Below are 13,186 nucleotides of genomic sequence, written 5' to 3' on the forward strand. Positions count from 1 at the left end.
GACCATGTAATACAAATAAAAAAGCAATTAAGGAAAATGACAATGAGCGATTCATCAACCGCTGCGCAACAACCGGGTAATCCCGCGGTTCAACATAAGCAACTCACGGCACAACAGCAATCCGTCATTAACAAACTATTCCGTCGCCTGATTATTTTCCTATTCGTCTTATTTGTATTCTCATTTCTGGATCGAATCAATATCGGGTTTGCCGGCTTGACAATGGGTAAAGATCTTGGACTGAACGCAACCATGTTCGGTCTGGCGGCAACGCTGTTCTATGTCACTTATGTCATTTTCGGTATTCCTAGCAATATCATGCTCAGCATTGTCGGGGCGCAACGCTGGATAGCGACTATCATGGTGCTTTGGGGGATCTCCTCCACTGCCACCATGTTCGCCGCCGGACCAACCAGTTTGTATATCTTGCGTATGCTGGTCGGTATCGCCGAAGCAGGTTTCGTGCCGGGTATCCTGTTATATCTGACTTACTGGTTCCCGGCTTACTATCGCGCCCGTGCCAATGCGCTGTTTATGGTGGCAATGCCGGTGACAATGGCGTTTGGTTCTCTGGCTTCCGGTTATATTCTGGAAATGGATGGCCTCCTGAACCTTCACGGCTGGCAATGGTTATTCCTGTTGGAAGGTTTTCCTTCTGTACTACTAGGAGTTGTCGTTTGGTTCTATCTTGATGATTCGCCAAAGCGTGCTAAGTGGCTGACAGATGAAGACAAAAAATGCTTACAAGAGATGATGGATAACGACCAGCTCGCTCAGATTCAACCGGCAAGTTCATCAACTCATCAGGCTATGCAAAAACACAGTATATGGCGTGAGATTTTCGCACCGATCATGCTGATGTATACCCTGGCCTACTTCTGCCTAACTAATACTCTGAGTGCGATTAATATCTGGACGCCACAGATTGTGCAAAGCTTCAATCAAGGCAGCAGTAACATCATGATCGGTATTCTGACCGCTATTCCTCAGTTTTGTACCATCATCGGAATGGTGTACTGGAGTCGTCGTTCAGACCGGTTACAAGAGCGTAAAACGCATACAGCGCTACCCTATCTGTTCGCCGCCGTGGGCTGGATATTGACCTCATTGACCCACCACAGCGTCATTCAACTGATTGGGATTATTATGGCTTCAACCGGTTCATTTACCGCGATGGCGGTTTTCTGGACCACGCCGGATCAAGCTATCAGCTTACGCGCAAGAGCGATCGGCATTGCGGTTATTAGCGCCACAGGTAACATAGGTTCAGCACTTAGCCCATTATTAATCGGCTGGCTGAAAGATCAGACCGGGAGCTTTAATACCGGTCTCTATTTCGTTGCCGGGTTACTGGTCATTGGCGCAGCCATTATCTGTCTGATCCCGATGAAACACGCCAGACAGAGAACAGCGCAGTAATTTCAATAAAAAGGAACAACCATCATGACTGAGCCTATCATTGCCAATATTGATATCAGCAAGGATTATGATGAAACCCAAGGCACCGATGATGTGCATTATCAGACCTTTGGCCGAATGGCGGCATTTTTTGGTCGTAATATGCAAGCTCATCGTCACGATGGTTTCTTCCAACTTCATTTTTTGATCACCGGCCATATTGAATTACAGTTGGATGCTCAACACTATTCTGTACAAGCACCGCTGTTTATTCTCACTCCGCCCTCCGTTCCTCACGCTTTTTTCACTCAAGATGACAGTGACGGATATGTCCTTACCGTACGGCAAGATCTGATATTACCGTTATTGGAATCGCTCTATCCGGCCAATAAAGATATTCTTGATATTCCGGCTATTTGCTTATCCGTCGCCGATAAACCGGAAGAGCTGGCCGCTTTTAATCACTATTGGGCGTTAATCGCCCGCGAATCATCTAATCACTTTATTGGTCGAGAGCAATCGCTGACATTCCTGGCACAAGCTATATTTACCCTGTTATTACGCAATATTCCTCTTGATGATCACCCGATTAATGGCGTGCGAGGAGAAATTAAGTTATTTCAGCGCTTTAACCAATTAATAGACAATTATTATCATCATCATCTTTCCGTACCGGAATATGCCCATAAGTTAGATATTACAGAATCGCGATTAAAAGATATGTGCCGTAGGTTTACCAACCGTCCACCGAAACGACTCATCTTCGATCGTCAACTGCGTGAAGCCAAACGGCTATTATTATTCAGTGATTGCCCGGTATTTGAAGTTGCTTATCAGCTCGGATTTAAAGATCCAGCCTATTTCGCCCGCTTCTTTAATCGATTAGTTGGCTGCTCTCCTAGTCATTGGCGAGAAAGAAATATTCACGAAAAATAAATATCCATGCTAATTATATCAAGCCCGGCATTTTATTCTGCCTGTTCAGCAAATCTCATGCTATTAATTCGTGCTAAACTGATTCATTTTTATTACAAAATCTCTTCCAAGAATTAAAATTCTGAATATACTGAGACTCTGTAACCCACTGGAGCTTTGTGAAGGATAAATGATGGCAACCGGAGTGCCGGTATAAATAAATTAATTTAAGAAAAGGAAACACAACATATGCAAAATCCTTACTATATGACAGGCGAATTCGGATTCCCACCTTTTGATGTCATAGACTTCATATAATCATGAGAATTCGAGAATGAGCAAATCAGCCATAGTTTTAAATATCACTTATGCTATCTTTTGTGCATTATTTATATATATGATGTCATACTTAGAAGAAGAGCATTATATCGGTGGTCAGGATACAGATAATCTCTGTACTGTTTACAGAGAGCTGGTAGATGATAACCGTGATGTATTTGCTCCGACATGTTTACTGATTATGTCCCCCTTAATTTATGCAACTGTAAAAAAAAGATTCAAATCACTCTCTCTTAATATCATTACATTCGCCTTGCTAGGATACTGGATATGGCGTTTTTTCATCAGATTAATAGTATGTACCTAAAATAATCTCAGATATTCAGGTAGCGGCTACTGAGTAGCTACCTGAATGTCAGCTTCCGCTATTCGATTATTACAAACATGCCATCTGGATACCGGATTTTTAATCTCCCTCTTAAATACTTTGACGCCATGTTTATAAGTATTCCGGTTTTATTATTTTATCCCCTTACAAATGTAAATTATTCCAAATTTATAAATTTTTGGTTGACTTTTATACACACCCTACAATAGAGTCGAAAAAATTTCATTTAGGAGAAACTAATATGTCAAATATCATTTATCTAACATTGAAAGGCAAAAAACAGGGACTGATCTCCGCTGGCTGCGGCTCCTTAAACTCTATAGGAAATAATTACCAGCACGGCCATGAGAATGAGATTTTTATTTACTCGCTTCAACATTTAATGACGAGGGAACAACACGTATCCCATCATCCGGTTATGGTAATAAAACCCATCGATAAATCTTCGCCTTTATTGGCGCGAAGCTTCGATGATAATGAAGAGCTGGAATGTTTATTTGAAAACTATCGCACATCACTAACCGGAGGATTAGAAAAAAAACTATTCTATCAGGCTAGGCCACGCCTTGATATCCAGCATAAAAAGCAATTATCCGCATTCCAGAGACAGTAATGCCAGCGTACCACAGGAAATCATCTGTTTTACTTACAAAGATATCACGTGGAACAATCTTGCTTGTTCAACCGGTTCTTATAGCTTCTGGGATGACAGGATTTATTGACGATGAATAATGCCGCTTATTTAACTGATACTCCTGTTGATTCAGAATCTGAGAATGGATTACGAATTGTTTTATCACCTGTGCAACTTGCGGCGGTCCTGTCGGATAATACTATTACCGAGGAAGAGACCTGGAGTAATAGAATATTAGGTGGCGCGGGTTTAGCGGCAGGAGTCGTTGAACTCATTGGCGCTGGCGCTCTTTGTCTAGCGCCCGATCCTTCAACCCTAACCAAAGCTGCCTGCGTTATTATCGGCGCACACAGTCTTGACGTAATGAATGCTTCTGCCAGTCAAGTAATTACTGGCAGAGAAACCATGACGGAAACTTATCGTGAGGCGGTAAGATTAGCAAAAGAATTTGGTGCTGATGATTATACCGCTTCTGAAATAGGACTCACCGTTGATATTGCTGTACCGTTGTCATTTGCTTCAATAGCGGGCGCTGTTAGAGTTGCCTCTGTACGAGTAGGACGAATTAAGTTAATTGAACATGAATCGCCTACAGGTTTAAAACCGGGTGGACATACTTTGGCTAAACATGTTGGGTTATCGGAGCAGGAGTTGAGGGCTAGGATACTAAATAGTAAAGGGAGATTAAAAGAAGCAAGCACATTTTATAATCAAGATGTGGCAGAGAAAGTGATTTCAAAAGCCTTAAAAAATAATCAGATAAAAATAACCACCTTGCTAAAATATACTCCAAAAGGAGTAAAAGAAGAGATAGAATATGCTTCAAGTACACCTGTTGGTTTTGGCATTGTTAATGGTTCCCAAGACATACAAAAATTATATAAAGTTAGAATAGTTTTAACTCATTCCGAATTTAATGGTAAACTATATTATATATTAACAGCGTTTCCCGCATATTAATATCTTAGGAAAAAAAATGGAACTAAATCGCTTAATGTTTGCTTATTTCAATCAAGACTATGACATAATATCTGGCCCTGAGCTTGATGATGTCATAAATGACTATCTTGATACCACGAATGAAGCAATGAAGAAAGAGCTAATAGAAGAAATAGAGTCTCTTATCCATAATTCAGAAAATATAGAGAAAGACTTTCAAACTCTCTATTATAGTTCTAGCTTTTGCCCTAAATTATGGGAAACCACAGCATTTGAATTTCTAAAATATGTATCAAAAAAAACAAAAGATTATCTGGATAAAAACGAATAATTAAACGTTTTTTCAGACAACAACAAACAAGGAAATTTAATCAATAAGAATGATTTATATATTTCAAGAAATTCTATTAATTTTGATTACCAAGAGATCGCAATAATATGAAAGGCCACAATTAAAATGAACGGACGATATCCATTTTTAGACATCTTAGTAGGCGCTTATTTTTGCCAAGATTATGACTTATTGTATGGAAAAACTATGGATGAAGTTACAGACTGCTTTCTTAATGTTGCAACTCAGGAAATGATAAAAAGATTAATAGAAGAGATTGATTCTTTTATTAACACCTCAGAAGATATAGAGAAAGACTTTGATGCTCTCTACTATAGTGACTTTGACCCAGATTTTTGGGACACTGCCACAGCGCTTGGCTTTTTAAATTATGTATCCAAAAGAGCGCGAGATTATCTAGATAAAAATAAATAATTACAGTATTTTTAATTCAAAAATAAACAAGGAAGTTTAATAAATAAGAATAGTTTATATATTTCAAGTAATTCTGTTGATTTCGGTTACTAGGAGATCGCAATAATATGAAAGGCTACAATTAAAATGACCGGACAATATCCATTTCTAGATATTTTAATGCATGCTTATTTTAATCAGGACTTCGATATAATATCAGGTCCCGAGCTTGATGATGTTATCAATGATTTTCTTAATGACGCATCTCAGGGAATGAGAAAAGGGTTAATAGAAGAAATCAACGATCTTATTGACTCTTCTGAAGATGTAGAGAACACATTTAATTATCATTATCATGATGTTGACGTTCTCCCGGAAGTATGGAATATGACAGCACTTGAATTTCTAACGCATGTGTCAAACAAGTCACAAGATTATTTAAACGAGCATACTGAACAAAATGAGTAATTAAGGCATTCTTAAATAAAAAAATAAACAAAGAGGTTTAATTCAATGGAAAAGGAAATAGAAAGAAAATATATCGATGATTTAACGCTGACTTATTTTCATCAAGATTATCAGTTATTTGGTGAAACAATAGATGAAATAGCAACTGATTATCTAAACTACCCAATAACTATAATAAATTTAATAAGAGAGATTAATAATTTCAGCCGTAATTCTAATGACGTAGAAAAAGACTTTCATAGCTTGAATTACCATGAGTTTGTTCCTGAATTATGGGAAACCACGGCGTTAGATTTTCTAAATCATGTATCCAAACTAGCACAAGAATATTTGGATAAAGATGACTAATCATAGTAATTTTTAACGTGATAGAAAATAAAGAGGTCAAATATAATGGATATGAGAGAAAAATTGCTGTACATAGATAAGATGAAAAATGCTGTTGATAAGAATGATTATGAATCATTTCAAAAAATATTCAATGAGCTGCAAGGGAATTATCTTAATATTGCACCACTAATGTTATTAAAAAATATTAATAATCTTATCCTTAGTGCTAAAAATATAAGAGGATGTTTTAGAACTCATTATTATGGCTCAGCTAATCCACAGTTATGGGAAACTATTTCCGCCGTATTAGAACATCTGAATGAATCATCTAAAATAATGCAAAATTATATGAATAAACACCATGAAAAGGATAAATAAATCAACCTTGAATCCATAAGATATTCAAATAAAAAACGCTTTTGAAGGTGATTAATTATATATTATACTTCAAAGGCGTCATTCAATGCTAATCCATAGCATAACAAATAGATTATTTCATTCTTAACTAAAAAATTATATAAATAATAATAAAGACATTGGAAATATCCCCATGCCATATGCAATAATTTGATTTTTATTCAGTTTTACTTTATTAATATCGGTCCGTTAGATATTTAATTTCTTAATATAAAACTTTAAATGAGAATATTATGCAAAAAATTACATTAATTACCGGTGGATCGCGTGGTATTGGTCGAGCAACCGCTTTTTATCTGGCAGAGAAAGGGCATCACATTGGTATTGGCTACCACACCAATCAAGATCAAGCGCTGGAAGTCATCGAAATTATCCGTCAAATAGGTGGTAAAGCTATCGCCATTCAGGTCGATGTCGCTGATGAAAAACAAGTTGTAGAACTCTTCCAGAGAACCGATGCCGAACTCGGATGCATCACCGGTTTGGTAAATAACGCCGGGATATTAAAACCACAAGCATCGATTGAACAATTAACCGCTCATCGCCTGCATGATATTTTTGCCACCAATGTTGTAGGCAGTTTTCTCTGTGCACGGGAAGCGGTTAAAAGAATGTCTTTCCGACATGGTGGTCACGGTGGATCAATCGTCAATGTTTCATCAGCAGCATCTCGACTGGGATCACCGCACGAATATATAGATTATGCCGCTTCGAAAGGGGCAATCGATACTTTGACTATTGGCCTGTCTCTGGAAGTGGCAGATCAGGGAATTCGGGTCAATGCTGTTCGCCCCGGATTTATTTATACCAATATGCATAGCGATGGCGGCGAGCCAAATCGAGTTGATCGGGTGAAAAATTCCTTACCAATGAAACGCGGCGGACAACCGAAAGAAGTGGCACAGGCTATCGCCTGGTTGCTGTCGGATGAAGCTTCATATGTAACAGGAAATTTTATCGATCTGGCCGGAGGGAAATAACGTTTAAAACAAGTATAAATTGAGCTGAATTTATCAATACATAGAGAAGGAGATCAGAAAATAAAAGGAGTTCCATATTTTTAGTCATCTTAAATCACTATTTAAGATCTATCATTAATTAGGTGAATTAGCATATCCATAGCAGTGATGATCACTGTTATCTATATCAAAACACCTATTCAGCTTAATGCAAATAAAGCTGTGATGACAGAAATTCTTAAATATAACAAAGAGGTAAATCATGAAAAACATTGATCCAAAACTTTATCAACATACGCCCACCGTTAACGTCTACGATAATCGTGGCCTGACCATTCGTAACATCGATTTTCACCGCACTGTCGCGGGAGGTGATACAGATACTCGTATTACCCGCCACCAATATGATGTCCGAGGACACTTGAGCCAAAGCATTGATCCACGGCTGTATGACGCCAAACAAACCAATAACTCGACAATCCCCAACTTCCTCTGGCAATACAATCTCACCAGCGATACTTTGCGGACAGAAAGTGTCGATGCCGGCCGTACCGTTTCCCTCAATGATATTGAAGGCCGTCAAGTGTTGATTGTAACCGCAACCGGCACCATTCAGACCCGACAATATGAAGCTAATACCCTGCCCGGCCGTCTATTATCCGTAAGTGAACAAGCCCCCGGAGAACAGACTCCCCGCGTTACTGAGCATTTTATTTGGGCTGGTAATACACAGGCGGAGAAAGATCATAATCTTGCCGGCCAATATGTGCGCCACTACGACACAGCAGGAGTGACGCAACTGGAAAGCCTGTCATTGACAGAAAACATCTTATCTCAATCCCGTCAGTTATTAGCCGACGGTCAGGAAGCAGACTGGACAGGTAACGATGAAACCCTCTGGCAGACCAAACTCAATAGCGAAACTTACACGACACAAAGCACCTTTGATGCTACCGGCGCTTTGCTGACCCAAACCGATGCAAAAGGCAACATGCAACGTCTGGCTTACAATGTGGCAGGACAATTACAAGGTAGCTGGCTGACATTGAAAAACCAAAGTGAGCAAGTCATTGTCAAATCCCTGACCTATTCCGCCGCAGGCCAGAAACTGCGTGAAGAACACGGTAACGGCGTTATCACTGAATACAGCTATGAACCGGAAACTCTAAGATTGATCGGTACCACCACTCGCCGTCAATCAGATAACAAGGTGTTACAAGATCTACGCTATGAACATGATCCTGTAGGGAATATTATTAGTGTCCGTAATGATGCAGAAGCCACCCGCTTCTGGCGCAATCAGAAAATAGTCCCTGAAAATACCTACACCTACGATTCCCTGTATCAGCTTATCAGTGCAACAGGACGTGAGATGGCTAACATCGGCCAGCAAAGCAACCAACTTCCTTCGCCAATCATCCCTCTTCCTACTGATGAAAACTCATATACCAACTATACTCGCAGCTATAATTACGATCGCGGCGGCAATCTGGTTCAAATCCGGCACAGTTCGCCCGCCGCCCAAAATAACTACACCACAGATATTACCGTTTCGAATCGCAGTAATCGGGCAGTGCTGAGTTCGCTAACCTCAGACCCAACACAGGTGGATGCACTGTTTGATGCCGGCGGACATCAAACAAAATTGTTACCGGGGCAAGAGCTGAGTTGGAATACACGAGGTGAACTACAACAGGTAACGCCAGTCAGTCGCGAGAGCGCCAGCGATCGGGAATGGTATCGTTACGGCAACGACGGCATGCGACGGTTAAAAGTCAGTGAGCAGCAGACTGGCAACAGCACGCAGCAGCAACGAGTAACTTATCTTCCCGGATTGGAGCTACGTACAACGCAAAATGGGACCACGACATCAGAAGACCTGCATGCTATTACCGTGGGAGCAGCAGGCCACGCACAAGTGCGGGTACTACACTGGGAAACTACGCCACCAGCCGGTATCAATAACAATCAACTCCGTTATAGCTATGATAATTTGATTGGTTCCAGTCAACTTGAACTGGATAACGAAGGACAAATTATCAGTCAGGAAGAGTATTATCCATTTGGCGGTACAGCGCTATGGGCAGCGAGAAATCAAATAGAAGCCAGCTACAAAATCCTCCGTTACTCAGGTAAAGAACGCGATGCTACCGGGCTCTATTATTACGGCTACCGCTATTATCAGCCGTGGGTTGGTAGGTGGTTAAGCGCCGATCCGGCTGGAACTGTGGATGGTCTGAATCTGTACCGGATGGTGAGAAATAATCCGTCAACACTGGTTGATATTTCTGGGCTTAATTCTGAAACTCACAAGATTTTTGGGTTTAATATACAAATAGATAACCCAGAAGAAGAATCAGGACCAACACAAATAAGAGTCAGCAATAAATTCTTGAATTTCGGTCCTGTAGATACTTTGCTAGAAGAAAAAAAAATATGGCCTCAATGTGCCAGAAGAATTATTCGATAGACAAATTGAAAAAAATGAGTCGATATTAACGTTCAAAAAAAAACCTACCCATAAGCTGTATCAGCAACACAGAGTATACCCTTGATATTTTATACAATAAACATGAAACTAAACCATTTCCTTACTCCCAAGAAGCAGCAGGTGAAGCAGATCTAGGAGTAATAATGTCCGTAAAATTCGGAAATACATCAATTGAAAACGCATCAGACGTAGATTTAAAAGACGTTCTACCATTAAAAAAATCCACGGATAACACAGACCTGCCAGATTTAAAACAAGGGTTAATGATCGCGGAGAAAACAGAAAGTGAAGAAGGGGCATATCCTTTTCATTTTGGTGCCGCAATAGCTGTTGTATATGGTAAAGATAAAAAAGTAGCCGCTTCAATTCTTACAGATCTATCTGAACCTAAAAGAAATCCAGGCCAGCGTTTAGAAAAGACGAGAAAGGTAAACGCAATGTTTATCAGGAACATAAGTAAATTTCGAGGTGAAATTGGTGACGAGGGACATTATGAAGAAAATAAATATAGCATCGGATTAGTTACAGCTAAAAAACGTCCACCGGTAAAGCGTGCAAACATGGAAGAGGCCCCTTCATCATCCAGAAATAAAAAATTGCGTACACATTAATCTCTGTACCTTAATCAAGGCTCCGGTACATAAGCTCATATAACTATTATCCCACTAAAGGTGACCGTATAAACGGTCACCAAACTCAATAATAAAATCACCACGAATCTGATTAATCCAACCAACAAAAAAGACCTTGAAATAACAATCACCAAAATCTCGCTTGGATCACACTTTAAATAATAAATCATCCTTCCCAACGAAAAGTACCAGCGAACCTTCCGAAAATCTATTCAAGAAACGCCGTTCTAAAGCTTCAATTAAGAAACACAAAACAAACATTAAATTAACATTTCCGTGCCAATATTGATTATATTATATCAAGACCGGCGCCTTTTATGACGACTGTGAGGTAGACATGAAACCAGAAGATTTTCGCGCCGACAAAAAACGTCCTTTCACCGGTGAAGAGTACCTGAAAAGCCTTCAAGATGGCCGCGAAATTTATATTTATGGCGAACGCGTAAAAGATGTCACCACACATCCCGCATTCCGTAATTCTGCTGCTTCAATCGGTCAGTTGTACGATGCCCTGCACGCCCCGGAAACTCATGATGTCCTGTGTTGGAATACCGATACCGGTAATGGCGGGTACACCCACAAATTCTTCCGCTTTGCTACCAGTGCGGATGATCTGCGCCAACAACGTGACGCTATTGCTGAGTGGTCGCGTCAAACCTACGGCTGGATGGGTCGCTCACCTGACTATAAAGCGGCCTTCGGCAACGTACTCGGCGCATTTCCTGAATATTATGGTCAATTCGCTGATAATGCCCGTACCTGGTACAAACGTATTCAGGAAACAGGCGTTTACTTTAACCATGCTATTGTTAATCCACCAATCGATCGTCATAAACCCGCTGATGAGACACGTGATGTCTATATTAAGCTAGAAAAAGAGACTGATGCCGGTATCATCGTCAGCGGCGCAAAAGTGGTAGCGACTAACTCGGCCCTGACCCACTATAACTTTATCGGTTTCGGCTCCGCACAAGTCATGGGGGATAACCCTGATTTCGCTCTGATGTTTGTCGCGCCAATGGATGCGGAAGGCGTGAAATTGATCTCCCGCGGTTCTTATGAATTGGTAGCAGGAGCAACAGGTTCTCCATTCGATTATCCTTTATCCAGCCGTTTTGATGAAAACGATGCAATTCTGGTAATGGATAAAGTACTTATCCCTTGGGAAAATATCCTGATTTACCGTGATTTCGATCGCGCGCGCAACTGGGCGATTCAAGCGGGTTTCACCAGCCTGTTCCCATTACAGGCTTGTATACGGCTGGCGGTGAAGCTGGATTTTATTACTGCTCTGCTACAAAGGAGCCTGGAATGTACCGGCGTGATCGAATTCCGGGGAGTTCAAGCTAACCTAGGCGAAGTGGTTGCATGGCGTAACCTGTTTTGGTCACTGAGCGACGCGATGTGGGCAGAAGCCAAACCGTGGAAAAGCGGCGCTTATATGCCGGATACTCAGGCAATACAAACTTATCGCGTTATGGCGCCAATGGCCTACACTAAGATTAAGAATATTATTGAAAGTAACGTCACCAGTGGCCTAATTTATCTACCATCTAGTGTACGTGATATGAACAACCCTGAAATTGATAAATATCTGGCCCGGTATGTTCGGGGTTCCAACGGTATCGATCACGTTGAACGTATCAAGATTTTAAAACTGATGTGGGACGCCATTGGCAGTGAATTTGGCGGTCGTCACGAGTTGTACGAAATCAACTATGCCGGTAGTCAGGATGAAATTCGAATGCAATGTCTGCGCCATGCTCATGGCTCCGGCAATATGAAAAAAATGATGGATATGGTTGATCGTTGCCTTGCTGATTATGATCAGCACGGTTGGCGTAGACCACACTTATACAATAATAGCGATATCAACCAGTTAGATAAGCTGCTGAAATAATCGGTAGCAGGAGGCCAATATGTCTGTAGAAAATGAACATCGCCTGCGTTTCAGGGATGCGATGGCGAGTCTGTCAGCAGCGGTGAATATCGTCACCACCGATGGCCGCGCGGGATGCTGTGGTATCACTGCCACAGCGGTATGCTCGATCACCGATACGCCACCCACGCTGATGGTATGCATTAACCGAAACAGTGCTATGAATACCGTTTTTCAGGAAAATGGCCGCCTGTGTGTAAATATTTTAAACCACGAACAAGAATTGATGGCACGCCACTTTGCCGGTATGACCGGAGTCAGCATGGAAGAGCGTTTTCGCTGGAATATCTGGCAAAAAGGGGTATTAGGTCAACCAGTGTTAACCGGCACCCTCGCGAGTCTTGAAGGTGAAATTGAACAGGTTCAAGAAGTGGGGACGCATAACGTGTATCTGGTTCAGATTAGACATATCACGGTAAGCGAACAAGGCCACGGCCTCATCTATTTCAAGCGTAATTTCCGTCCAGTTATGTTGGAAATTGAAGCTGCCGCAGTTTAACTGCCTCTCCTCCTGGCAGTCATTGTTCTTCCACTATTCAGGCCCTGAACGGCCTGAATAGCATTCCTTTGTCAATGCCTCTATTCAGCTCTTTTCCTGATCATTTTTAGCATTCACTTGATGAATATACTATTAAATTCAATATAAATATCT

At 41.0% G+C, this 13,186-nt stretch carries 13 protein-coding genes and 2 pseudogenes; all 15 read left to right on the top strand.

The window, feature by feature from the left end:
• The first annotated feature begins 42 nt into the window (after window positions 1-42).
• The 15 genes and pseudogenes from hpaX (at window position 43) to hpaC (ending at window position 13,033) form a co-directional block, all read left to right on the top strand.
• On the top strand, window positions 43-1,419 hold the full coding sequence (hpaX, locus tag C6H66_RS17120) for a 4-hydroxyphenylacetate permease (RefSeq protein ID WP_105396207.1): 1,377 nt from the start codon (window positions 43-45) through the stop codon (window positions 1,417-1,419).
• 24 nt (window positions 1,420-1,443) lie between these two features.
• Window positions 1,444-2,334 carry a 4-hydroxyphenylacetate catabolism regulatory protein HpaA gene (gene hpaA / locus C6H66_RS17125; protein ID WP_065391248.1) on the top strand — a complete coding sequence of 297 codons (891 nt, stop codon included), beginning with the start codon at window positions 1,444-1,446 and terminating at the stop codon, window positions 2,332-2,334.
• Window positions 2,335-2,647: 313 nt separating this feature from the next.
• The gene (locus C6H66_RS17130; protein ID WP_046396115.1) at window positions 2,648-2,959 is read left to right on the top strand and encodes a YjeO family protein; all 312 of its coding nucleotides are present in this window, start codon (window positions 2,648-2,650) and stop codon (window positions 2,957-2,959) included.
• A gap of 262 nt (window positions 2,960-3,221) precedes the next feature.
• Window positions 3,222-3,702, top strand: a pseudogene (locus tag C6H66_RS17135) (Hcp family type VI secretion system effector).
• 2 nt (window positions 3,703-3,704) lie between these two features.
• Complete coding sequence (locus tag C6H66_RS17140) at window positions 3,705-4,574, top strand: RNase A-like domain-containing protein (RefSeq protein WP_105396208.1); 870 nt, start codon at window positions 3,705-3,707, stop codon at window positions 4,572-4,574.
• 16 nt (window positions 4,575-4,590) lie between these two features.
• Window positions 4,591-4,884: a contact-dependent growth inhibition system immunity protein gene (locus C6H66_RS17145; RefSeq protein ID WP_046396118.1), complete on the top strand. Its 294-nt coding sequence runs from the start codon at window positions 4,591-4,593 to the stop codon at window positions 4,882-4,884.
• A gap of 126 nt (window positions 4,885-5,010) precedes the next feature.
• Window positions 5,011-5,319, top strand: coding sequence for a contact-dependent growth inhibition system immunity protein (locus tag C6H66_RS17150; RefSeq protein WP_105396209.1), 309 nt, complete (start codon window positions 5,011-5,013; stop codon window positions 5,317-5,319).
• Between the two features lie 126 nt (window positions 5,320-5,445).
• Window positions 5,446-5,766 (top strand): contact-dependent growth inhibition system immunity protein, encoded by a 321-nt coding sequence (locus C6H66_RS17155; RefSeq protein WP_105396210.1) that lies wholly within the window; start codon window positions 5,446-5,448, stop codon window positions 5,764-5,766.
• Between the two features lie 45 nt (window positions 5,767-5,811).
• A complete protein-coding gene (locus C6H66_RS17160; protein WP_046396120.1) occupies window positions 5,812-6,114 on the top strand; it encodes a contact-dependent growth inhibition system immunity protein in 303 nt (100 codons plus the stop codon).
• Between the two features lie 45 nt (window positions 6,115-6,159).
• A complete protein-coding gene (locus tag C6H66_RS17165; protein WP_040150267.1) occupies window positions 6,160-6,474 on the top strand; it encodes a hypothetical protein in 315 nt (104 codons plus the stop codon).
• Window positions 6,475-6,746: 272 nt separating this feature from the next.
• Window positions 6,747-7,493, top strand: a complete 747-nt coding sequence (locus C6H66_RS17170; RefSeq protein ID WP_105396211.1) for an SDR family oxidoreductase — start codon at window positions 6,747-6,749, stop codon at window positions 7,491-7,493.
• A 241-nt stretch (window positions 7,494-7,734) separates the two neighbouring features.
• Window positions 7,735-9,771, top strand: a pseudogene (locus tag C6H66_RS17175) (RHS repeat-associated core domain-containing protein); the annotation flags it as partial.
• 335 nt (window positions 9,772-10,106) lie between these two features.
• Entirely contained in the window at window positions 10,107-10,574 is a 468-nt protein-coding gene (locus C6H66_RS17180; protein ID WP_105396212.1) for a hypothetical protein, read from the top strand.
• Window positions 10,575-10,932: 358 nt separating this feature from the next.
• Window positions 10,933-12,495, top strand: a complete 1,563-nt coding sequence (gene hpaB / locus C6H66_RS17185) for a 4-hydroxyphenylacetate 3-monooxygenase, oxygenase component (protein WP_105396213.1) — start codon at window positions 10,933-10,935, stop codon at window positions 12,493-12,495.
• Between the two features lie 19 nt (window positions 12,496-12,514).
• Window positions 12,515-13,033 (top strand): 4-hydroxyphenylacetate 3-monooxygenase, reductase component, encoded by a 519-nt coding sequence (gene hpaC, locus C6H66_RS17190; protein ID WP_036779276.1) that lies wholly within the window; start codon window positions 12,515-12,517, stop codon window positions 13,031-13,033.
• Window positions 13,034-13,186: the final 153 nt, after the last annotated feature.

The sequence above is a fragment of the Photorhabdus hindustanensis genome (assembly GCF_002968995.1).
GTDB lineage: Bacteria > Pseudomonadota > Gammaproteobacteria > Enterobacterales > Enterobacteriaceae > Photorhabdus > Photorhabdus akhurstii.

What these genes read in the sequence shown, in the direction of transcription:
- C6H66_RS17180 (WP_105396212.1), top strand. Translation starts at nt 10,107, where the DNA reads ATGTCCGTAAAATTCGGAAATACATCAATTGAAAACGCATCAGACGTA.
- C6H66_RS17130 (WP_046396115.1), top strand. Translation starts at nt 2,648, where the DNA reads ATGAGCAAATCAGCCATAGTTTTAAATATCACTTATGCTATCTTTTGT.
- hpaC (WP_036779276.1), top strand. Translation starts at nt 12,515, where the DNA reads ATGTCTGTAGAAAATGAACATCGCCTGCGTTTCAGGGATGCGATGGCG.
- hpaA (WP_065391248.1), top strand. Translation starts at nt 1,444, where the DNA reads ATGACTGAGCCTATCATTGCCAATATTGATATCAGCAAGGATTATGAT.
- C6H66_RS17145 (WP_046396118.1), top strand. Translation starts at nt 4,591, where the DNA reads ATGGAACTAAATCGCTTAATGTTTGCTTATTTCAATCAAGACTATGAC.
- C6H66_RS17165 (WP_040150267.1), top strand. Translation starts at nt 6,160, where the DNA reads ATGGATATGAGAGAAAAATTGCTGTACATAGATAAGATGAAAAATGCT.
- C6H66_RS17160 (WP_046396120.1), top strand. Translation starts at nt 5,812, where the DNA reads ATGGAAAAGGAAATAGAAAGAAAATATATCGATGATTTAACGCTGACT.
- hpaX (WP_105396207.1), top strand. Translation starts at nt 43, where the DNA reads ATGAGCGATTCATCAACCGCTGCGCAACAACCGGGTAATCCCGCGGTT.
- C6H66_RS17150 (WP_105396209.1), top strand. Translation starts at nt 5,011, where the DNA reads ATGAACGGACGATATCCATTTTTAGACATCTTAGTAGGCGCTTATTTT.
- C6H66_RS17155 (WP_105396210.1), top strand. Translation starts at nt 5,446, where the DNA reads ATGACCGGACAATATCCATTTCTAGATATTTTAATGCATGCTTATTTT.
- C6H66_RS17140 (WP_105396208.1), top strand. Translation starts at nt 3,705, where the DNA reads ATGAATAATGCCGCTTATTTAACTGATACTCCTGTTGATTCAGAATCT.
- hpaB (WP_105396213.1), top strand. Translation starts at nt 10,933, where the DNA reads ATGAAACCAGAAGATTTTCGCGCCGACAAAAAACGTCCTTTCACCGGT.
- C6H66_RS17170 (WP_105396211.1), top strand. Translation starts at nt 6,747, where the DNA reads ATGCAAAAAATTACATTAATTACCGGTGGATCGCGTGGTATTGGTCGA.